This is a genomic window from Kitasatospora sp. NPDC088391, assembly GCF_044753345.1.
Lineage (GTDB): Bacteria > Actinomycetota > Actinomycetes > Streptomycetales > Streptomycetaceae > Kitasatospora.
Map to the genome: position 1 here is coordinate 56717 of NZ_JBIVNB010000014.1, position 20497 is coordinate 77213.

Genomic DNA, 20497 nt, shown 5'->3' on the forward strand with positions numbered 1-20497 from the left:
GAAATGTCTTGATATCAAGATGCTTGATATCGAGAGGATGGCGTTCCCGCCGGTCCGGGCCCGGGATCAGCCCGCCCGCAGCCGCCGCCGGACCAGCACCGCCGCCCCCGCGCACACCGGCACCGGCAGCAGCAGCGCCAGCGCCGCACCCGCCCGGTCCGGCGGCGCCATCGCCGCGCCCAGCACCGCCACCCCCAGCGACGACCCCACCTGCCGGACCGCGTTCAGCAGACCGCCCGCCGCCCCCGCCGACCCCGCCGGAGCCGCCCCGACCACCGCCGCCACCAGGGCCGGCAGCGCCAGCGCCACCCCGAACCCCACCGCCCCCAGCGCCACCGCCAGCACCGGGTACGCCGCCCCGCCGCCCACCGCGGCCGCCGCCCCCGCACACCCCGCCGCCAACAGCACCAGCCCCGCCGCCACCGGACGCCACGGCCCCAGCCGCGCCACCAGACGACCCGTCAGCAGCAGCGGCACGCAGGCCGGCGACAGCGTCATCGGCAGGAACGCCGCCCCCGCGCCCGCCGCCGACCAGGACCACACCCGGACGAACAGCAGCGGCAGCACGAACAGCACCCCCAGCAGCGTGAACCCCACCGCCGCACCCGCCGCCAGCGCCGTCCGCATCCCCGGCGCCAGCACCGTCCGCGCCAACTCCCCGGGCCCGTCGCCCCCGCCGCCGCCACCCCGCCGCTCCCGGAACTCCCGGCGCGCGAAACCGCCGCCCGCCAGCAGCGCGCCCGCCCCCGACAGCGCCGCGCGCACCCCCGCGCCCGCGCCCGCCGCGATCAGCGCGTCCGTCAGCAGCGCCAGCGCCGCCGCCAGCGCGCCCTGCGCCCACCAGTCCGTCCGCCGCCCGCGACGCGGCGCCCGCGGCACCCCGGACGCCGTCAGCGCCCCGGCCGCCGTCAGCACCAGCACCAGCACGGTCAGCGGCAGGTTCAGCCAGAACACCGACCGCCAGCCGAACCGGCCCACCAGCACACCGCCCACCACCGGCCCGCAGGCCATCGCGGCGCCGCTCACCCCCGCCCACACCGACACCGCCCGGGCCCGCTCCGCCGCCGCCGGGAACAGCACCCCCAGCAGCGCCGTCCCCGCCGGCACCGACAGCGCCGCCGCCACCCCCAGCAGCGCCCGCAACCCCACCAGCGACCACAGCCCCGGCGCCAGCGCACACCCCAGCGAGACCGCGCCGAACGCCGCCGCGCCCAGCCGGAACAGCCGGTCCGCGCCGAACCGGTCCGCCGCCGCGCCCGCCGCCGGCAGCGCCGCCCCGAACGCCACCAGGTACGCCGACACCACCCACTGCAGCGCCGCCGTCGAACTCCCCGGCTCCCGGGCCAGATCGGGCTCCGCGACCGCCAGCACCGTGGTGTCCAGCAGCACCGCGAAATAGGACAGCGCGAGCCCCAGCAGCACCCGGTTCCGGGCGCGGACCCGCCCGCCCGGCGGAGCGGCGACGGCAGTGGCGGTACCGGACACTGGGCATTCCCCCTGGCGGAGTTCGACGTCGATGCGAGCCCAACCCTGCCGACGGCGGCGTACCTTGATCCACCGGCGGCGGCGAACGCGGCGTTCGGAAGAACCGAACGCGTATCCTGGGCAGCCCCACCGGAAAGGGAACGGGCCATGGAGCTGCGGCAGTTGCGGACCTTCGAAGCGGTCGTCGCGCACCGCACCGTCACCGAGGCCGCCGGTGCGCTCGGCCTGGCCCCCTCCTCGGTCTCCGAACAGGTCCGCGCCCTCGAAACCTCCCTCGGCACCGCCCTGTTCGACCGCCACCCGCGCGGCATGACCCTCACCCCCGCCGGACGGCGCCTGCTGCCCTGGGCCGCCCGGCTGCGCGAACAGGCCGAACGGGCCCGGCGCGAGACCACCGCCGCCCACCCCCTGGTCCGGCTCGGTGCCCTGGAGACCCTGGGCGCCGTCCACCTCCCCGCCCTGCTCGCCGAACTCGCCGAACGGCGGCCGCGGTTGCAGACCGAGGTGCACACCGGACAGGTCCGCGACGCGCTGCTCGCCGCCCTCGCCGACGGCACCCTCGACGCCGTCCTGCTGCTCGACACCGCCGGACCGCTCGGCGAACTCGGCTTCCCCGTCCCGCCCGCAGCCCTCGACCACCTCGACCTCCAGGACGTCCCGCTCGCCCTGGTCGCCGCCCCCGACCACCCCCACCGCGGCACCACCGGGCTGCGCCCCGCCGACCTCCGCCCCGCCCGCCTGCTGGTCGGCGACCCCGCCTGCTCCTTCACCCTGGCCGGCCACCGCCACTTCGGCCCGCACCTCGAACGCCTGCGCACCGGCGGCCCCGCCGTCACCCGCGCCTGCGTCGAACGCGGCCTCGGCGTCGCCCTGCTGCCCGAGTTCACCGTCCACGACCGGCTCGCCGCCGGCACCCTCGCCCGCCTCCACCTCGCCGACCCGCCCGCCCCGCTCCGACTCCGCCTGGTCTGGCGCCACGGCGAGGACGCCACCCTCCCCGGCCTCCGCGAGGTCCTCTACGCCGTCGGCGCGACCCTCCCGCCCGCCCCGGAGCCCGGCCCGCGCTGAACCCCGGCCGGGGCGGCCCCGGGCCGGCAGACTGCGGGGGCACGACGTCCTCGCTGCTCCGCCCCCACTGCTCCCGGGCGGCCCGCGCTGGAGCGGCTGATCGGCGACCACGAGCGGACGCGCCGCCGCCACGCCCCGCGCGCGATCGGGCCCGGGGCCTGACCGCTCCGGCGGGGGCTCAGAGCACCGGCTGGATGTCGCCGGTGGTGACGGTGGTGCGGGTGGTCAGGTCGCCCGGGGGGATGCCGGGGTGGTGGCGCGGGCCCTCGGGGGCGGTGGGGGACGGGTCGGCGAGCGAGATCCGGGAGACGATCCGGTAGCGGTCGCCCCGGTAGAGCGAGTGCACGTACTCGACCGGGCGGCCGGCGTCGTCGGTGGTCAGCCGCTCGAAGCGCAGCGCGGGGGAGAGCGGCGGCACGGCCAGCACCCGGGCCTCGCGGTCGGAGACCACCGTCGGCTCGATGGCCTGGACGGCCTCGTGGACCCGGACCCCGTGCGCGGCCAGCAACTCGTAGAAGTCGCCGCTCTCCAGGTCCGCGGGGGAGAGGCCGGGGACGACCTCCGCCGGGACGTGCAGGTGCTCGATCGCCATCGGCTCGCCGTCGACCAGCCGGAGCAGGGCGACGTGCAGGATGCCGGCGGCGGGGGAGAGCCGCAGCTTGCGGCCGATCGCGGCCCCGGCCGGCAGCGGGGTGAACTCCAGCACCCGGCTGGTCCAACTGCCCGCCGCGCGCGGGACGGTGAACGCCGGATCGCCGCCACCGGCCGGGGCCAGCTCCTGGACGATCTTGGCGGGGGCGACGAACATGCCGCGCCCGTGCTCGCGCACCAGCAGCCCCGCGCCGACCAGCTCGTCCACCCCGGCCCGCAGCGTCGGACGGGAGACGCCGAGCCGGGCGCAGAGCGCCCGCTCGGACGGGATCGGGTCGCCGGGCGTCAGCGACTCGGCCAACTCGCGCAGGTACTCCCGGACCTGATCCCGCTTCAGGCCCGTACCGCCGGACGTCCCGGACTCCATCGCTCACCCCTTCGCCGCCTACTGGTCAGACCATACCAGACCAGTTCGCCGGTGTTACCAGTGGCCGGACGGCCGCCGAACGCCTCGACGGAATGGATCTTTCCGCAGGTGGGAGCGTATGCGGAGGAGAGTGGGCGGCCTTGACGGGGTGGTCCGGCTGTGCCACCTTCTCTTACCACCGACCGGACCAGTTCACTCAACTGGTAAACAGTCGGCTCCTCCACCGCACCCCCACTCCCCCCAAGGCGGCACCACGTGAGACCCCCCGCGCTCCTGTCCACCCTGCGCCCCGCGCTCGCGCTCGTGCTCGGCGCGGCCACCCTGGCCGCCTGCTCCTCCGGCCCGGTGGCCCAGGACGCGGCCGGACCGGCGAAGCTGACGGTCTGGATCATGAAGGACAGCGTCAGCGACGGCTTCCTGCAGCGGTTCGAGGCCGACTTCGAGGCCGGCCACCCCGGTACCACCCTGGACGTCCAGATCCAGGAGTGGGAGGGCATCGGCCAGAAGGTGACCAGCGCGCTGGCCAGCAAGGACGCGCCCGACGTGATCGAGGTCGGCAACACCCAGGTCGCCCAGTACGCGGCCAGCGGCGGCGTGCACGACCTGAGCGACAAGGCCGCCGAACTCGACGGCGCGCACTGGATCCCCGGCCTCGCCGACCCCGGGAAGGTCGACGGCAAGCAGTACGGCATCCCCTGGTACGCCGCCAACCGCGTGGTGATCTACCGCAAGGACCTGTTCGCCCAGGCCGGCATCACCACCCCGCCCAAGACCCGCGAGGAGTGGATCGCCGACACCGAGAAGCTCAACACCGGCGGCACCGAGGGGATCTACCTGGCCGGCCAGACCTGGTACGTGCTGGCCGGCTTCGTCTGGGACGAGGGCGGCGACCTCGCCGTCAAGGGCGCCGACGGCACGTGGAAGGGCACCCTGGAGACCCCGCAGGCGCAGGCCGGCATCGGCTTCTACCAGCGGCTCCAGGCGCTCGGGAAGGGCCCGAAGGACGCCGACGAGGCCAAGCCGCCGCAGGCCGAGGTGTTCGCCCAGGGTCGCACCGCGCAGCTGATCTCCACCCCCGGCGGGGCCGGCGCGATCCTCAAGGCCAACCCGGAGCTGAAGGACAAGCTGGGCTTCTTCCCGATCCCCGGCAAGAGCGCCGACAAGCCCGGCGCGGTCTTCACCGGCGGCTCGGACCTGATCGTCCCCGAGTCCTCCCGGCACCAGCAGGCCGCCTACGAAGTGGTCAAGGCGCTCGGCGGCGACAAGTGGCAGACCGAGATGGCCAAGGAGATGAGCTACGTCCCCAACCGGACCACCCTCGCCCCCGCGCTGGCCGGCAACGAGGGGGCCGCCGCGATGGCCGCCGGCGCCGTCAACGGCCACGCCACCCCCAACTCGCCGAACTGGGCCGCCGTCGAGGCCGACAACCCGATCAAGCAGTACATGACCCGGGTGCTCACCGGCACCGACCCGGCCACCGCCGGCCGGAGCGCCGACGCGGCCGTCACCAAGGCGCTCAGCGGCAACTGACGCGGCCCCGCCCCGCCCCCGCACCGGCCCCGACAGGAGTACACCCCGCCGTGCCCACCCCCGCCCCCGCCCCGCCGCTCCGCACCCGGCTCCGGCCGTACCTGCTCATCGCCCCGACCCTGGTGGGCGCGGCGTACCTGCTGCTCTACCCGTTCGTCCGCAACCTGGTGATCTCCGTCCAGCACTTCCGGATGGCCGAACTCATCCGCGGCGGCGCCCCGTTCGTCGGCCTCGACAACTACGCCGAACTGCTCACCGACCCCAGGTTCTGGACCGTCACCGCCCGCACCGCCGGCTGGACCGCGCTCAACACCGTCCTGATCACCGGCCTCGGCACCCTGGTCGCGCTGATGCTGGTCCGGCTCGGGAAGCGGATGCGGCTGGCCGTGATGAGCGCCCTGGTGCTGGTCTGGGCCACCCCCGTGATCGCCGCCACCACCGTGTTCCAGTGGCTGTTCCAGTCCCGGTTCGGAGTGGTCAACTGGGCACTTGACCAGTTGGGGCTGCACGGCTACCGCGACTACGCCTGGTTCGCGCACCCCGCCGCCACCTTCACCGTCCTGGTGCTGCTGGTGGTCTGGCAGTCCGTCCCGTTCGCCGCGCTCACCCTCTACGGGGGCCTGACCACCATCCCCGCCGAACTCTACGAATCCGCCCGGATCGACGGCGCGAACGCCCGGCAGACCTTCCGGACGGTCACCGTTCCCGTGCTGCGCCCGCTGTTCGCCCTGGTCACCTCGCTCGAAGTGATCTGGACCTTCAAGTGCTTCGCCCAGATCTGGGTGGTCAGCCAGGGCGGCCCCGACGGCGCCACCACCACGCTGCCCGTCTACGCCTTCCAGATCGCCCAGAACCTGCACAAGTACGACCTCGGCTCCGCCGCCTCCACCCTCACCGTGCTGATCCTGCTCGCCGCCCTCGTCAGCACCCTGCGGCGGATGCACCGCCAGGAAGGGGCCGAGGCATGAACCCCCGCACCGCCACCGGCCTCCTGACGCCCCGCCGGCTGCGCCGCCTGCCGCTCCACCTGGCCGCGCTCGCCGTCCTCGCCACCGCCGCGTTCCCCGTCTACTGGATGGTCGTCACCGCCTTCAAGCCCACCGCCGAGATCCAGGCCGAGACCCCCGCCCTCCTCCCGCTGCACCCCACCCTCGACCACTTCGCCACCGCCGTGCACGCCCCCGGCTTCGCCGGCTACTGGCGCAACAGCCTGCTGGTCACCCTCGGCGCCGTCCTGCTCTCCCTGCTCGTCGCGCTGCTCGCCGCGTACGCCGTCGGCCGGCTCCGCTGGCGCGGGCGCCGGGCCTTCCTGCTGCTGGTGTTCACCGCCCAGATGGCGCCCTGGGAGGCCCTGCTGATCCCGATGTACGTGATCGCCCGCGACACCGACATGCTGGACAGCCTCGGCATGCTCACCCTGGTCTACTTCATGACCACCCTCCCCTTCACCATCGTCACCCTGCGCGGCTTCCTGGCCGCCGTCCCCGCCGAACTGGAGGAGGCCGCCCAGGTCGACGGCTGCACCCGGGCCGCCGCCTTCCGCCGGATCACCCTCCCGCTGCTCGCCCCCGGCCTGCTCGCCACCTCGCTGTTCGGCTTCATCACCGCCTGGAACGAGTTCGCCTTCGCCAACACGCTCATCATCAAGAACCAGGACGCCCGCACCCTCCCGGTCTGGCTCTCCTCCTTCGCCAACGTCTTCGGCACCGACTGGGGCGCGACGATGGCCGCCGCGAGCCTGTTCATGCTCCCCGTGCTGCTGGTCTTCCTGGTCCTGCAGAACAAGGTCACCACGGGCATGACCGCCGGCGCCGTCAAGGGCTGACACCCCCGAGGGCCGCGGCCCGCCCACCCCACTCCCGTCCCACTCCCGACCACCCCACCTCACCCGGAAGAAGAACACCCCGTGATCCTGCCGACCCCGGTCGACCTCGTCCCCGCCGCCGGACGGTTCACCCTGACCGCGCGCACCACCGTGCGGGCCGACGGCGAGGCCGCCGCCGTCGCCGACCTGCTGCGCACCCTGCTGCGCCCCGCGACCGGCCTGCCGCTGGCCCCCGGCCCGGACGGCACCGTGGTGCTGGCCCTCGACCCGGCCGAACGCGCGCTGGGGGAGGAGGGCTACCGGCTCACCGTCGACCCGTTCCAGGTGGTCCTGCTGGCCGCCCGGCCCGCCGGCCTGCGGCACGCCGTCCAGACGCTCCGTCAACTCCTGCCCCCCGAGGCCCTCGCCGACCGCCCCGTCCCCGGCGTCGAGTGGACGCTGTCCGCCGTCCGGATCACCGACCGCCCCCGGCACGCCTGGCGCGGATTCATGATCGACACCGCCCGGCACTTCCAGCCGCCCGAGCGGCTGCTCGCCGCCGTCGACCGGATGGCCCTGCACAAGCTGAACGTGCTGCACCTGCACCTGACCGACGACCAGGGCTGGCGGCTGCCCGTCGACGCCTACCCCCGCCTCACCGAGGTCGGCGCCGGCCGCCGCAGCAGCATGGTCGGCCACGCCGGCTCCACCCGCTACGACGGCCTCCCGCACCACGGCGCCTACACCAAGGCCGAACTGCGGCACCTGGTCCGCTACGCCGCCGACCGCGGCGTCACCGTCGTCCCCGAGATCGACATGCCCGGCCACACCCGGGCCGCGCTCGCCGCCTACCCCCACCTCGGCAACCGCCCCGAACGCCGGCTCGACGTGTGGACCGACTGGGGCGTGTGCGAGACCGTGCTCGGCGTGCACGAGGAGGTGTTCGCGTTCTGCCGCACCGTGCTCGACGAGACCATGGAGCTGTTCCCCTCCCGGTACGTGCACCTCGGCGGCGACGAGTGCCCCAGCACCGAGTGGGAGCAGGCCCCCGCCGCCCGCCGCCGGGCCGCCGAACTCGGCCTCGCCGAACCGGCCCGGCTGCGCGGCTGGTTCCTCGGCGAGGTCGGCCGGCACCTGCTGGACGCCGGCCGCACCCCGATCTGCTGGGCCGAGGCCGACGGCGCCACGCTGCCCGCCGAGTTCACCGTGATGCCCTGGCGGGACGCCGAGCACGGCCGGGAGGCCGCCCGGCGCGGCCACGACATCGTGATGGCCCCGCACCGCGCCACCTACCTCGACTACCCGCAGTCCGACCGCCCCGGGGAACCGCTCGGCCAGGCCGAGTACGTGGTCGACCTGCCCACCGCGCACGCCCACCTGGCCGCCCCCGCGCACTGGACCGAGGACGAACGGGCCCGGGTCCTCGGCACCCAGGCCCAGCTGTGGAGCGAGTTCGTCACCACCGCCGAACACTTCGACTACCTCGCCTACCCCCGCCTGTGCGCCATCGCCGACCGCGCCTGGAACCCCGCCAGCGACTACGCCCGCGACTTCCTGCCCGCGCTCGCCGCGCACCGCCCCCGCCTCGCCGCGCTCGGCGTCCACCACGCCGAACACGTCTGACGGCCCCCCGGCCGGGTGCGGGCCGCACCCCGAGCGCGGCCCGCACCCACCCGCAACAACAGGCACCGTTCTCCGCACCGCCCCCCACGGAAGGAACCCACGTGTCCGCACGACCCCGCACCACCAGCAGGCGCGCCCGCCTCGCCGCCGCCGCCGCGATCACCGCGGCCGGCCTGGCCGTCACCGCGCTGACCGTCGTCCCGGCCTCCGCCGCCGACGCGTTCAGCGTCCAGTACCGCACCAGCGCCACCGGCGCGACCGCCGACCAGTCCGAGCCCTGGCTGCAGATCACCAACACCGGCACCACCACCGTCGCGCTCAACCGGCTCACCCTGCGCTACTACTTCAAGTCCGACGGCCCGTCGACCACCTACCGCTTCGCCTGCTCCTGGGCCGTCAAGGGCTGCGCCAACATCACCGGCACCTTCGGCACCCTGGCCAACCCCACCGCCACCGCCGACCGCTACCTGGAGATCGGCTTCACCGCGGGCGCCGGCTCGCTCGCCCCCGGCCAGTCCACCGGCGACATGCAGCTGCGCTTCTACCGCGCCGACTGGCAGACCCTCACCCAGTCCGACGACTACTCCTTCAGCGGCACCCAGACCTCCTACGCCGACTGGCAGAAGGTCACCCTCCAGGAGGACGGCGCGCTGGTCCGGGGCACCGCCCCCGCCGGCAACAACCCCTCCCCGTCCGGGAGTTCCTCCCCCAGCCCGTCCCCGTCCGGCTCGACCTCGACCCCGCCGGTCGACCCGAACGCCCCCGTCCTGTTCGACGACTTCTCCTACAGCACCAGCGCGGACGCGGCGATCCAGCAGCACGGCTGGACCGTCAAGTCCGGCCAGGGCGGCCCCGGTGTGCCCGGCGCCACCTGGTCCCCGGCCGACGTCACCTTCCCGACCGTCGGCGGCGGCAAGGTGCTCAACCTGCGGCTCACCACCGACGGCACGGCCGCCGGCACCCGGGAGACCGAGATCCAGACCACCGCGCGCAAGTTCAAGAACGGCACCTACGCCGCCCGGGTCAAGTTCGCCGACGCCCCCAACAGCGGCCCCGACGGCGACCACGTCAACCAGACCTTCTTCGCCTTCACCCCGCTCAACGCCCCGATGGACCCTGACTACAGCGAGCAGGACTTCGAGTACCTGCCCAACGGCGGCTGGGGCGAGCAGAGCGACATCATGTACGAGACCACCTGGGAGACCTACAACCCGGACCCGTGGAACGCCGTCAACACCCACGGCGAGCAGCGCCAGTCCTACGACGGCTGGCACCTGCTGCAGTTCACCATCGACAACAGCAACGTCACCTACTGGATCGACGGCCAGGTCGTCGCCACCCACGGCGAGCCCTACCTGCCCGAGACCCCGCAGTTCATCGACTTCAACCACTGGCTGATCGACCTCAACGGCCAGACCTCCAGCACCCCGCGCTCCTACGACCAGCAGGTCGACTACGTGTACTTCGTCAAGGACCAGGTGCTCAGCCCCGCCCAGGTCGCCGCGAACGTCGCCGGCCTGCGCTCGGCCGGCACCGCCTTCAAGGACACCGTGAACTGACCGGCCGCCCCCCGACCCGCGCCCCCGGTGCTCCGGTGGGCGCGGGCCGGGGGCGGGGGCTGTCGGCGGGCCTGGCCAGGGTCGGGGGAGGCAGCGGACGGAGGGGGAGCGGCGTGACGCGTTTTCAGGAACTCGTCCGGCAGGGGCGCGCCGAGGGCATCGAGGCGTTCCTGGTCGGGGTCGTGGTGCTGGACGGGCAGGGCCGGGTGCTGATGGTGCGCCGCCGCCCGGAGGACCGGTTCGGCGGGCTGTGGGAGTTCCCCGACGGCACGCCCGTCACCCTCACCGAGCACGACGCCCACCGCTGGGCCCCGCTCGACGACCTCCCGCAGGTCGGCGGCCACCACGCCGAGGTCCTCGACCACCTGCGCCGGCACGGCACGGGGCGGTAGGTCCCGCAACGACGGACGCCCCCGGAACGACGGACGGCCCGCCCCCGGGGAAGGGGGCGGGCCGTCCGGCCGACGGGGTGTCAGCAGGGCACGACCGCGTTGAGCGAGACCGGGTGCGGCGGCAGCCCGTAGGACTCCACCGAGAAGGTGCCCTGGACGGGGACGTCGCAGGCCACGGTGCCGGTGACGTCGCCGACCGTGATGGTGGAGGCGTTGTAGACCGGGGTGCCGTAGAGCGTGCCGGACGGGCTGGTGCCGGTGATGACGGTGAACAGTTGCTGGCTCGGCGGCCACGGGGTGCCCGGGGAGACCGGACCGGCCAGGCTCACCACGCCGTAGAGGCGGACCTGGTCGCCGTTGCGCTCGGCGCACAGCTTGGTGTTGCGGCCGGCCTGCAGGCCGGTGGAGCCGCAGACCGTGGTGGAGGTGGTGGCGGTGGTGCCGGCCTGGGCCGTGGTGGCGGCCGTCGCGGGAACCACGAAGGTCAGGGACAGCGCTGCGGCGCCGGCCAGGGCGGCCAGGGGCTTGATCATGTGCGTTCACTCCCAGTGACTCGGTGCGTGCGCGGCCGGGATGCGTTCCGACCGCTGTGCAATGTCATATGTGATTTATGGTCCCGTTCGGTAATCGAACGGCAGCGGAATGCCACATTCCAGCCAAACGATCGGGTTCGGTACCCCCGGCGGCGGGATTCCGGCCGCAGGAGGGCCCCGGATGCCCGCCGCCCGGGTGGCAGTGCGTCGACGAAGCGATCGGCGCGCCGCCGCGCCGGTGATGACTGAGCGTGATCAAATCGCCGGTGCGCCCCCAGCGTCGGCGCGGCCGTTCGAACGCGTCCCGTTCCGGGGCGTCCCCGCCCGCCGCACCGCGTTCCGTCCTGATCCGTCCGGTCCCACGGACGCCCCCCGACCGACCAGGAGCACGCATGTCCCGCCCCCGCCCCGCCCGGTGGCGCCGCCCGCTCGCGGCCCTCGCCGTGCCCGCCGGCGTCCTCGCCCTCACCGCGCTCGCGCCCGTCCCCGGCAGTGCCGCGATGCCGCCGCCCGCCCACGACCCCGACCCCGGCTGCACCGGCCCCGCCGGGCCGGCCGTGCCCGTCACCGGCGGCACCGTCACCTGGTGCCCCGGCGCCGAGGGCGGCCGGCTCGCCTTCACCAACACCGGCCACGCCCCCGCCGACCTGTCCCTGGTCGTCCACGACTGCGAGGGCGGCCGGGCCCCCGCCGTGGACGCCGCCAAGTGCGCCGCCACCCTCCGGGCCACCCACACCGCCACCTGGCAGCAGGTCGCCCCCGGGCAGCGCGCCGCGGCCGACTTCCCCGTCGCCCGGGGATCGAACGCCCAGGTCTGGTGGACCGCCGACGGCCCCGACCGGGCCACCGACCTGCGCCTGCTGGGGACGCCGTGGAACTCCTGAACCGCGCCGCCGCCCACCGCGCCGCCACTGCGCGAGCCGTCCGTGCTGCCCGTGCCGCCCGCGCCGTCACCACCCGCGCCGCCGCCGCGCTCGCCGCCGCCCTGCTGCTCGCCGCCGCCCCCGGCGCCACCGCCGACGCGGGGGAGGCCCCGGCCCCCGCCGCCGCCCCGCCCGCCGCCGTCAACCCGCCCGGCGTGCACGTGCTCCAGCCCGACGGCAGGATCGCCCGGCACGTCGACTGCCCGGCCGGCTGGATCTGCCTCTACGACGGCCCCGCCTACGACCACGGCGCCGTCGCCCTGCTCCCCGGCACCGCGCTGCCCGACACCGGACGGCTCGCCCTCCCCGACGGCACCCGGTTCACCGGCCGGCAGGGCTTCTCCGCCTGGGTCAACAACTCGCCCGCCGCCTACTGCTGGTACCCGGCACGGGACTTCGGCGGCACCGCGATGCCGATGGCCCCCGACAGTCGCGGCAACGCCCACGACGACGCCCTCGCGTCACTGCGCCCCTGCTGAGACCGCCGCACCGCCCGCCGCACCGCCCGACCGGCCGCCCGATTTGTCCGCCCCTGGCCGCTTCCGGCCACCCCCGGAGCAGCTGACCCGGCGTCATGTTCAGGCCACCGCAAGGGCGGTGTGGCCGCACCCCCCGGTGGATATCCTTCCAGGCAGCACGGCCGGAAGGAGTCTCGGCCGACCATCGAGGGGGAAGCCGAATCCCATGTCGTACCTGCGCACGTTCCTGCCCTGGATCGTCTTCGCACTGATCCCGTCCGCCCAATGGCAGTGGGGCGCCCTGGCCGGCCTGGTCGTCGCCGCCGCCGTCACCCTCCAGCAGCGCGCCGCCGGCGCGGCCTGGGACGCGCTGATCATCGAGACCGGCTCGGCCCTGTACTTCGCCGCCCTGGCCGCGATCGCCTTCGCCGACCCGCACTCCGGCGTCCGCGACTACTCGGCCACGCTGTCCTCCGCCGTCCTCGCGCTGATCGCCGGCGTCTCGCTGCTGATCGGCAAGCCCTTCACGCTCGGCATCGCCAAGCGCACCACCCCGCAGGAGTTCTGGAACCTCAAGCCGTTCATCCGGGTCAACACCCTGATCACCGCCGTCTGGACGGCCGCCTTCGCCGTCACCGCCGTCGTCCTCGGCATCCTCGCCAAGGGCGGCCACGGCCACTCCACCGCCTCGCTGATCGTGCAGATCGCCGGCTTCGTCGTCCCGATGGTCTTCACCGTCCGCTACGTCGCCGCCGTCCGCGCCCGCGCCCCGCAGGCCCCGGGCGCCCCGCAGTCCTGACCGACGACGAGCGGCCCGGCCCCGTGCCGCACGGGACCGGGCCGCTCGGGCGCGCTCAGTGGCCGGAGTCGTCCGGGCGGACCTCGATCCGGTCCGGGGCCAGGTCGACCGCGACCCGGTGCTCCATGCCCAGGGCGGTCAGGAACGACGCCGGCAACTGGACCCGGCCGGTGCGGTCGAGCATCACGTACTCGCGCTCGCTGACCCGCTCCTCGCCGTGCTCGTCCACCTCGGTGCGGCGCAGCACCTCGGACGAGGTCCGGCCGTCCCGGATCGCCACCGACCGGCGGACCTCCGCCGCCACCATCGGGTCGTGCGTGACGATCACCACCGTCGCGCCCAACTCCCGGTTGACGGTGCGGAACGCCTCGAAGATACCCGCCGCCGTCTCGGTGTCCAGCTCACCCGTCGGCTCGTCCGCCAGCAGCACCGTCGGGTCGTTGGCCATCGCCACCGCGATCGCCACCCGCTGCTGCTGGCCGCCCGACAGCTGGGCCGGCCGGCGGTGCGCCAGCTCGCCGATGTCCAGCGCCTCCAGCAGTTCCGCCACCCGCGCCTTGCGGCGCCTGGTCGCGGCCGGGGTGGACCGCTCGCCGCGCAACTGCATCGGCAGCGCCACGTTCTGCGCCGCCGTCAGGAACGGCAGCAGGTTGCGGGCCGTCTGCTGCCAGACGAAACCCACCACGTCCCGCCGGTAGCGCAGCCGCTCCTTCGCCGACATCGCCAGCAGGTCGCAGCCGTCCACCGTCGCCGAACCCGCCGTCGGCACGTCCAGGCCCGCCAGGATGTTCAGCAGCGTCGACTTGCCGCTGCCCGAGGCGCCGACCAGGGCGATCATGTCGCCCCGGTCGACCAGCAGGTCCAGGCCCTGCAGGGCCTGCACCTCCACCTTGTCCGCGCTGAAGATCCTCACCACCCGGTCGCAGGCGATCGCCGCGTCCGCGCCGTACCGGCGCGGCGAAGCCTTCGCCAGCGCCGCGTCCCGCAGCTCCTGCAGGGTCGGGGTCTGTGCGCCGCCCGGCGCGCGCTCGCTGCTCAACTCTGGTCTCCCGCTCGCAATCCGGTGCCCGACGGGCAATCAGGGGTACATCCGTGCTCTTCGCGGAACCGGGGACTCACCGCTCGTCCCCCGCCCGCAGTTCGGCGGCGATCTGCCGACGGCCCGACACCAGCGCCTCCGCCACCACCGTGACCGAGAACACCGCCAGCAGCACCAGGGCCTGCCCCAGCACCGTCGGCACCGAGGGCGCCATCCGCTCCGAGGTCACCACGCCCACCAGCGCCGACAGGTCGACCGCCGGGCCCAGCAGCAGCACCGCGCCCAGCGCCAGCAGCGCACCCGCCACCGCCGCGCCCAGCGCCGTCGGCAGCGACTCCAGCAGGATCACCGCCAGCCCCTGCCGGGGCCGCAGGCCCATCGTCCGCAGCCGCGCCAGCAGCGCGGCCCGCTCCGGACCGGAGCGCACCAGCGTCAGCAGCACCGCCAGCACCGCGAAACCGCCCGCCGCCGCCACCGACGACAGGAACACCTTCGCCGCCGCGTGCTGCATCGGGTTGTCCGCCAGCGCCGCCGCCTCGTCCAGCGCGGACCGGACCCCGTAGTGCGCGCCCTTCTCGGCCGCGCGCGGGTCCAACTGCTGCAGCAGGGACCGCAGCGCGTCCGCGTGCACCGAGCCGGTGCCCAGCCACAGGTTCGCCGTCGCGAACTGCGGCACCAGCGCGATGCTCTGCCGGGCCGGCACCACGACCGCCTCGCCCCGGCCCAGCGCCGGGCCGCCGGTGATCGTCCCGACCTTGCGGAACGTCAGCGACCACGGATTGGTGTGCAGCGACCGCGACCCGTCGTCCAGCCGGGAGGCCAGCGCGGGCGTCACCAGCGCCGGCACCCAGTCCGGGCCGCCGCCCGCCAGCAGCGCCGGGTCGAACCCGCCGCGGCCGTTGCGGTCGGCCAGCTCCGCGTACTCCACCGGATCGACCACGATCACCGCCACGTTCGACAGCAGACCCGAGTCCGCCGTCCCGACCGAGGCCTCCCGGTCCGTCCACGCCGACAGCCCGCCGCTCACGCCCGGCAACCGCTCCGCCGCCGCCGCGAACCCGGCCGGCAGCGGGGAGTCCGACAGCACCCGGGCGTCCGCGCCCGCGTCCGCCCGGACCGCCCGCAGCCGGCCCTGGTCCACCGAGTCCAGCAGCGTCCCGCCGAAGCCCGCCGTCGTCACCGCCAGCATCAGCGCCAGCAGCGGCAGCAGCGTCGGACGCCGCTCCCCGCGGCCCGCCGCCCGGGTCAGCGCCAGGAAACCCACCGCCCCCCGCCGGCCCGCCGCCACCCGGGCCGCCAGCCGCACCACCGCCGGCAGCACCCGGGCCAGCAGTACCGCACCCGCCAGCGCGATCAGCAGCGGGGCCGACACCAGCAGCAGGTCCACGCCCGCCCCGGCCGGCGCCACCCCGCGCTGGCGCACCGCCACCGCGGCCGCGGCCGCCAGCAGCACCACCAGCAGCTCCGCCACCACCCGGCGGCGGCCGCCCGCCCGCCCGGCGTCCGGGAACAGCGCCGCCCGCAGCGGGAACACCAGCAGCGCCACCAGCGTCGCCACCGCCGCGCACAGCAGCGCCCCGCCCCAGCGCGGCGTCGGCAGCAGCACCAGCGCCAGCACCGTCGCCACCAGCGCCGCCGGCAGCGTCGTCACCGCGCTCTCGCCCAGCAGCCGCCGCAGCACCCCGGACCGGGAGCCGCCGCGGGCCCGCAGCAGGGCCAGCTCGCCGACCCGCCGCTCACCCGCCAGCGCCGCCGCCAGCAGCAGCACCGTCAGCGCCACCCCGGCCGCGCCCGCCGGGCCCAGCACCGTCAGCGGCGCCACCGCCTCCTGCCGCTGCTGCGCCTCCTCCAGCAGCGTCGGCAGACCCGAACGCATCACCAGGTCCCGGCGGCCGGAGGCGTTCTGCAGGTCCGTCAGCTTCGGACCGCCGGTCAGCGTGCCCAGCGCCTTCCGCAGCTGCGGCACCTGGTCCGCCCGCGCCCCCGACACGTCGATCGGCACCCGGACGAAGTCCTGCGGCGGACGCGCCGACCAGGTGCCGAGGACGTTCCCGATCTCCTCCGGGCCGATCAGCGCCGAGGCCTTCCAGTAGTCCACGCTGTCGCCGCCGACCCCCGAGGTGGCCAGGCACGCCGACAGCAGGCAGTCGGTGCCCGACCAGAACGACGAGGCCGCCTCGGCGGGCCGGAACACGCCGACCACGGTGGCCCGGAACCGGGTGGCCGACGACCCGCCCGCGTCCAGCACCGCGCCCACGGACACGCCGAACTTCGCCGCGACCTGCTCCGAGAGCACCACCTCGAAGTCGGTCGTCGCGCCCTCCGAGACCTTCGCCGGCCAGCGGCCCGCCGTCAGGGCGGCCTGCCCGTCCACCGCGTGCAGGTGGCTCAGGCCGAGCACCGGGGACTTGCCCATCGGACGCGGCAGCTCCGGGTTGTCCAGGTCGCGGCCGTCCACGGTGTTCGTCCCGTAGACCGCCCCGCCGGGTGCTATGACCAGCGGAGCCTGCACCGCGCCGCTCATGGTCCGGGCGAACACGTCCAGCTTCTCGGCGAAGTCGTCCTTCGGGCTCATCGCCAGCCGCATCGAGACCGCCGACACCACCGAGCCGTCCTTGTCGCCGGACCGCAGGTGCGCGCGCAGCGCGCTGTCCGCGCTGCGGTCCAGGGCGCGCGGCAGGGCCGCCGCCAGGAACACCGACACCAGGACCAGCGCCGCCGCCAGCCAGGCCGCCGCCGGGGTCGCCCGCAGCCGGGTCGGAACCCAGGGCGCGACCGTGTCCGGGGTACTCACATCTCCTCCACGTGCCGCAGACGGGCCGTCAGATCACGGTTGCGGCGGCCGGCCAGCAGCGTCGGCACCACCAGGGCCAACGCCACCACCGCCGCCAACAGGGACACCTGGCCCAGCGGCAGCCGCACCAGCACCTCCGGCAGCGGCCTCGCCGCCGTCGGGGTCAGCACCACCAGCGGCACCACCAGGTGCACCAGCAGCGTTCCGAGCAGCAGACCGGTGCCCAGCCCCAGCAGGGCCAGCACCCCCTGCTCCGCGGCCACCGTCCGCAGCAGCACCCGGCGCGGCGAACCCAGCGCCATCAGCACCGCGAAGTCGCCGGCCCGCTCCGCCGCCGCGCCGACCGCCGACGCCGCGAAACCGATCGCGGCCAGCAGCGCCGCCGCCACCGCCAGCGCCGCCAGCGCCGACTGCGGGGCCGAACCCAGCGGGTCGCCGCGCAGCGTGTCCGCCAGCGCGTCCCGTTCCAGCAACTGCTGCGCGTACGGGACGTCCTTCAGCGCTGCCGCGGCCCGCCGCGGCGTGTCGTCGCCCGGACCGGAGGCCGGCAGCCACCACTCGGACGCCGTCAGGGCCGGCTCGCCCTGCGCCTCCATCAGCCGGTTCACCGACGCCAGGTCCAGCGCCACCGCCGGACCGCTCACCGTCGGCAGCGCCGCCACCGCGGCCGTCACCCGGACGTCCAGCTTCGCCGTCCCGAACTGCACCGGGATGCTCTGCCCGACCGAGGCGCCGATCGCCTCCAGGTAGGAGGTGGTCGCCACCGCCGTCAGCGTCGGCGCGGCGCCGAGGCCCGCCCCGCCGGTCGGCACCAGCGTGAACCGCCAGGAGGGGTCCCCCGGGGCAGTGGTCCGGTACGCCACCTTCAACAGGTGCCCGTCGCCCGCGGACGATTCGGCCGAGCCGGTCTCCGCCTGAACGGGCCGCCCCCGGCTGTCCTTCAGCGCCACCGACCAGCCCAGCCCCGCCGGGGCCGCCACCGGCACGGCCGGCGCGCCCGCCGCATCGGCGGCCGCGACCCGGTCGAGCACGAACTCGCCGCTCAACTCGTGCACCGAGGCCCACGAGGCGTCCAGCATCACCCCGACCAGCACCAGCGGGGCGGCCGGCCGGCCGGCCGGCGCGCCCGACAGCGTCGTCAGATCCACCGACACGCGCTGCGCCGCGCCCGCCGCGATCTCCGGCACCACCACCCGGTAGGTCACGCCGAACCGGTCCCGCAGCAGCAGCGACATCGCCAGCGGCACCCGCGAGGGACTGTTGTCGAACGCGTCCGAGTGGTACGTCACCGAGGTCAGCGTGCTGCGCACGTCCAACTCCAGGCGCTGGGGCGTGCCGGGCAGCGGCAGGCCGCCGCCCGGCGTCCAGGCCATCGGGCCGAACACCTGCCGCGCCGTCCGGTCGCCGAGCAGGTCCGGGCGGACCGTCACCCGTTCCGCCGCGCCCTTCGCGTCCAGCACCAGCGCCGTCCCCGACACGCCGTGCGGCAGCGGGACGTCCCGGCGCGCCACCGGCACCAGCCGGTCGCCGCCCGGCAGCGCCGCGTACGTGCCGCCCTGGCCCGCCGAGGGCAGCGAGGAGGACGAGATCCGCAGGCCGCCCGCGGTGTTGAAGGACGCCTGGTCCTGCTGCGAGGCCGTCCACGAGGCGTGCTGGCCGATCGCCAGCATGCCGATCGACACCGCCAGCACCAGCAGCAGCACCGGCCCCGCCGCCCGGCCCGGCCGGCGCGAGAACTGCCAGCCCGCCAGCGCCGGGCCCAGGCCCGTCACCCGGCGGGCCAGCCGCTCGCCCAGCTTCGCGGCGAACGGCAGCAGCCGCAGCACCAGCACGGTGCCCGCGCACAGCGCCAGCGTCGGCGCGGCCACCAGGATCGGGTCGACCCGGTCGGTGGCGCCGGTGCCCGAGTACGTCGCCATCTGCCGGTAGGCGACCACCGCCAGCACCAGCAGCGCCACGTCACCGCCCGAGCGCACCACCGAGGAGACCGCCGCCTGCCGGCGCCCGGCCCGGCGCAGCACCGCCGACCCCGCCGAGCGCAGCAGCGCGGGCAGCGCCGTCAGCACCACGCAGCCCACCGCGCAGAGCAGCGCGACCGGCCAGACGATCCAGTCCGCCGCCAGCCCGGCGTCGGCCAGCGGGCCGTCACCGGCCAGCAGCCGCAGCAGCAGCGGGCTCAGCAGCGGCGCCAGCACCGCCGCGGGCAGCGCCAGCAGCACCGCCTCGGCCGCCGCGAAGCCGCCCACCCGCCGCCGGGAGGCGCCGCGCGCCGCCAGCAGCTGGTTCTCGGCCGCCTGACGGTCCGCCAGCAGGTGCACCACCAGCAGCATCGCCGCGCCGGCCAGCACCACCAGCTGCAGCGCGCCGACCAGCAGGGTCGAGCGGGCCACCCGGGCGTCCGAGGCCAGCTCGTCCAGCAGCGCGGGGAAGTCCGTGGTCGCCAGCACCGAGGTCCGCTGCTGCAGGGCGTCGACCGCGCCGGCCGCCCCGTCGCGCAGCTCCGCGGCGCGCTCCGGCGTCACCGCCGACAGGTCGGGCCGCACCAGCCAGCTGCGGGCGCCCTGCGCCACCGCGCCCGAGGTGAAGACGGCGTCGTCGACCAGCAGCGGGCCGTACGTGGTGTACGCCAGCACCTGCACACCGCGGCCCGCCGACGGGTCGGTGCGCCAGTACGGGTCGGACTGGTCGTCGACCCGGTAGACGCCGGTGACCGTCACGGTCAGCGGCTTGTTGGTGAAACGGTCCGTCAGCTTCAGCTGCGCGGGCAGCGCGCCCGCCTCCAGGTGCAGGCCGGGCAGCGCGTTCTGCGGCACCGCGGCCTCCACCGCTCCGGCCGCGCCGCCGGCCGCGCCGCCGGACGGGGCCTTCGGCCAGGCGCCGGACAGCAGCGAGGTGTGCTCCCGGTCCACCGCGGCCAGCACGGTCAGGTCCGGCTGGGACTGCCCCGGGGCCTGCGGCAGGCCGTAGGAACGGCTGCGGGCGACGCTCGACACCGCGGTCGGGAGGCCGCCGTACAGTTCGCGGGCGAAGTCCGCGACCGCGGCGTCGTCCTTCGCCCGGTCGCCCAGGGCCCGGTCCCCGGTCACCAGCGCGGTGGTCCGGGACAGCCCCGACCCTTCCAGTGAGCGCCGCAGGCCCGCCTCTTCCGCCCCCCGGTCGAACGCCACCAGTGCGGTCAGCACCGAGGTGGTGATCAACACCGTGAGCAGGGCAGCAGTTGCCAGCGGCAGTCGCCCGCGCAGTCGGCGCACGACGAAGCCGATCATCGGTACCTTCCCCCGTTGTTCTGTTCCCCGGCCCCGTTGATCACCGGATAGCGGACGATGTTGTCAGATCGAATGGGTTTACGGAAAGGGTCTTGCGCGAAGGATGTTTCCGGCAGCCGGTTCCGCGCATTCGCGCGCACGGTGTTTCGGGCCGGAACAAGGGGAGGGCGAGGGGCGGAAGGCGTGTGGAAAGCGTCCGGACGGGC

Annotated in this window: 16 protein-coding genes; 10 read left to right on the forward strand and 6 right to left on the reverse strand. The window is 75.5% G+C overall.

Annotation, left to right across the window (positions count from 1 at the left end):
• Positions 1-66: 66 nt before the first annotated feature.
• Positions 67-1485 (reverse strand): MFS transporter, encoded by a 1419-nt coding sequence (locus ACIQBJ_RS31545; protein WP_400717462.1) that lies wholly within the window; start codon positions 1483-1485, stop codon positions 67-69.
• 147 nt (positions 1486-1632) lie between these two features.
• Here ACIQBJ_RS31545 and ACIQBJ_RS31550 point away from each other — a divergent pair, with 147 nt between their 5' ends.
• On the forward strand, positions 1633-2553 hold the full coding sequence (locus tag ACIQBJ_RS31550) for a LysR family transcriptional regulator (protein WP_400717465.1): 921 nt from the start codon (positions 1633-1635) through the stop codon (positions 2551-2553).
• 178 nt (positions 2554-2731) lie between these two features.
• Here the strand turns inward: ACIQBJ_RS31550 and ACIQBJ_RS31555 are convergent, their stop codons facing one another.
• Positions 2732-3571: a GntR family transcriptional regulator gene (locus ACIQBJ_RS31555; protein ID WP_400717467.1), complete on the reverse strand. Its 840-nt coding sequence runs from the start codon at positions 3569-3571 to the stop codon at positions 2732-2734.
• 255 nt (positions 3572-3826) lie between these two features.
• On the opposite strand from ACIQBJ_RS31555, the gene ACIQBJ_RS31560 reads away from it, so the two are divergent.
• The 6 genes from ACIQBJ_RS31560 to ACIQBJ_RS31585 all read left to right on the forward strand — a co-directional run bounded on the left by ACIQBJ_RS31560 (position 3827) and on the right by ACIQBJ_RS31585 (position 10479).
• Positions 3827-5101 (forward strand): extracellular solute-binding protein, encoded by a 1275-nt coding sequence (locus tag ACIQBJ_RS31560; RefSeq protein WP_400717469.1) that lies wholly within the window; start codon positions 3827-3829, stop codon positions 5099-5101.
• A 50-nt stretch (positions 5102-5151) separates the two neighbouring features.
• Complete coding sequence (locus ACIQBJ_RS31565; protein WP_400717471.1) at positions 5152-6069, forward strand: carbohydrate ABC transporter permease; 918 nt, start codon at positions 5152-5154, stop codon at positions 6067-6069.
• Positions 6066-6926: a carbohydrate ABC transporter permease gene (locus ACIQBJ_RS31570; RefSeq protein WP_400717473.1), complete on the forward strand. Its 861-nt coding sequence runs from the start codon at positions 6066-6068 to the stop codon at positions 6924-6926. Before ACIQBJ_RS31565 ends, ACIQBJ_RS31570 begins: the two co-directional genes overlap by 4 nt.
• An 81-nt stretch (positions 6927-7007) precedes the next feature.
• Positions 7008-8528, forward strand: coding sequence for a beta-N-acetylhexosaminidase (locus ACIQBJ_RS31575; RefSeq protein WP_400717475.1), 1521 nt, complete (start codon positions 7008-7010; stop codon positions 8526-8528).
• Positions 8529-8629: 101 nt separating this feature from the next.
• The gene (locus ACIQBJ_RS31580) at positions 8630-10087 is read left to right on the forward strand and encodes a cellulose binding domain-containing protein (protein ID WP_400717477.1); all 1458 of its coding nucleotides are present in this window, start codon (positions 8630-8632) and stop codon (positions 10085-10087) included.
• Positions 10088-10200: 113 nt separating this feature from the next.
• Positions 10201-10479 (forward strand): NUDIX domain-containing protein, encoded by a 279-nt coding sequence (locus tag ACIQBJ_RS31585; protein WP_400717479.1) that lies wholly within the window; start codon positions 10201-10203, stop codon positions 10477-10479.
• A gap of 80 nt (positions 10480-10559) precedes the next feature.
• On the opposite strand, the gene ACIQBJ_RS31590 is transcribed toward ACIQBJ_RS31585, so the two are convergent.
• The gene (locus ACIQBJ_RS31590) at positions 10560-11012 is read right to left on the reverse strand and encodes a hypothetical protein (protein ID WP_400717481.1); all 453 of its coding nucleotides are present in this window, start codon (positions 11010-11012) and stop codon (positions 10560-10562) included.
• 392 nt (positions 11013-11404) lie between these two features.
• Between ACIQBJ_RS31590 and ACIQBJ_RS31595 the strand changes: the two genes are divergently transcribed.
• From ACIQBJ_RS31595 to ACIQBJ_RS31605, 3 genes are all read left to right on the forward strand, one after another.
• The gene (locus tag ACIQBJ_RS31595; RefSeq protein WP_400717484.1) at positions 11405-11896 is read left to right on the forward strand and encodes a hypothetical protein; all 492 of its coding nucleotides are present in this window, start codon (positions 11405-11407) and stop codon (positions 11894-11896) included.
• Complete coding sequence (locus tag ACIQBJ_RS31600; RefSeq protein ID WP_400717486.1) at positions 11884-12414, forward strand: peptidase inhibitor family I36 protein; 531 nt, start codon at positions 11884-11886, stop codon at positions 12412-12414. The genes ACIQBJ_RS31595 and ACIQBJ_RS31600 overlap by 13 nt, the downstream gene beginning before the upstream one ends.
• Before the next feature lie 205 nt (positions 12415-12619).
• On the forward strand, positions 12620-13192 hold the full coding sequence (locus ACIQBJ_RS31605; protein WP_400717488.1) for a hypothetical protein: 573 nt from the start codon (positions 12620-12622) through the stop codon (positions 13190-13192).
• 55 nt (positions 13193-13247) lie between these two features.
• On the opposite strand, the gene ACIQBJ_RS31610 is transcribed toward ACIQBJ_RS31605, so the two are convergent.
• The 3 genes from ACIQBJ_RS31610 to ACIQBJ_RS31620 all read right to left on the reverse strand — a co-directional run bounded on the left by ACIQBJ_RS31610 (position 13248) and on the right by ACIQBJ_RS31620 (position 20291).
• Positions 13248-14231 (reverse strand): ABC transporter ATP-binding protein, encoded by a 984-nt coding sequence (locus ACIQBJ_RS31610; RefSeq protein WP_400717489.1) that lies wholly within the window; start codon positions 14229-14231, stop codon positions 13248-13250.
• Positions 14232-14307: 76 nt separating this feature from the next.
• Complete coding sequence (locus tag ACIQBJ_RS31615; protein ID WP_400717492.1) at positions 14308-17025, reverse strand: hypothetical protein; 2718 nt, start codon at positions 17023-17025, stop codon at positions 14308-14310.
• Positions 17022-20291 carry an FtsX-like permease family protein gene (locus ACIQBJ_RS31620; RefSeq protein WP_400717494.1) on the reverse strand — a complete coding sequence of 1090 codons (3270 nt, stop codon included), beginning with the start codon at positions 20289-20291 and terminating at the stop codon, positions 17022-17024. Before ACIQBJ_RS31620 ends, ACIQBJ_RS31615 begins: the two co-directional genes overlap by 4 nt.
• Positions 20292-20497: the final 206 nt, after the last annotated feature.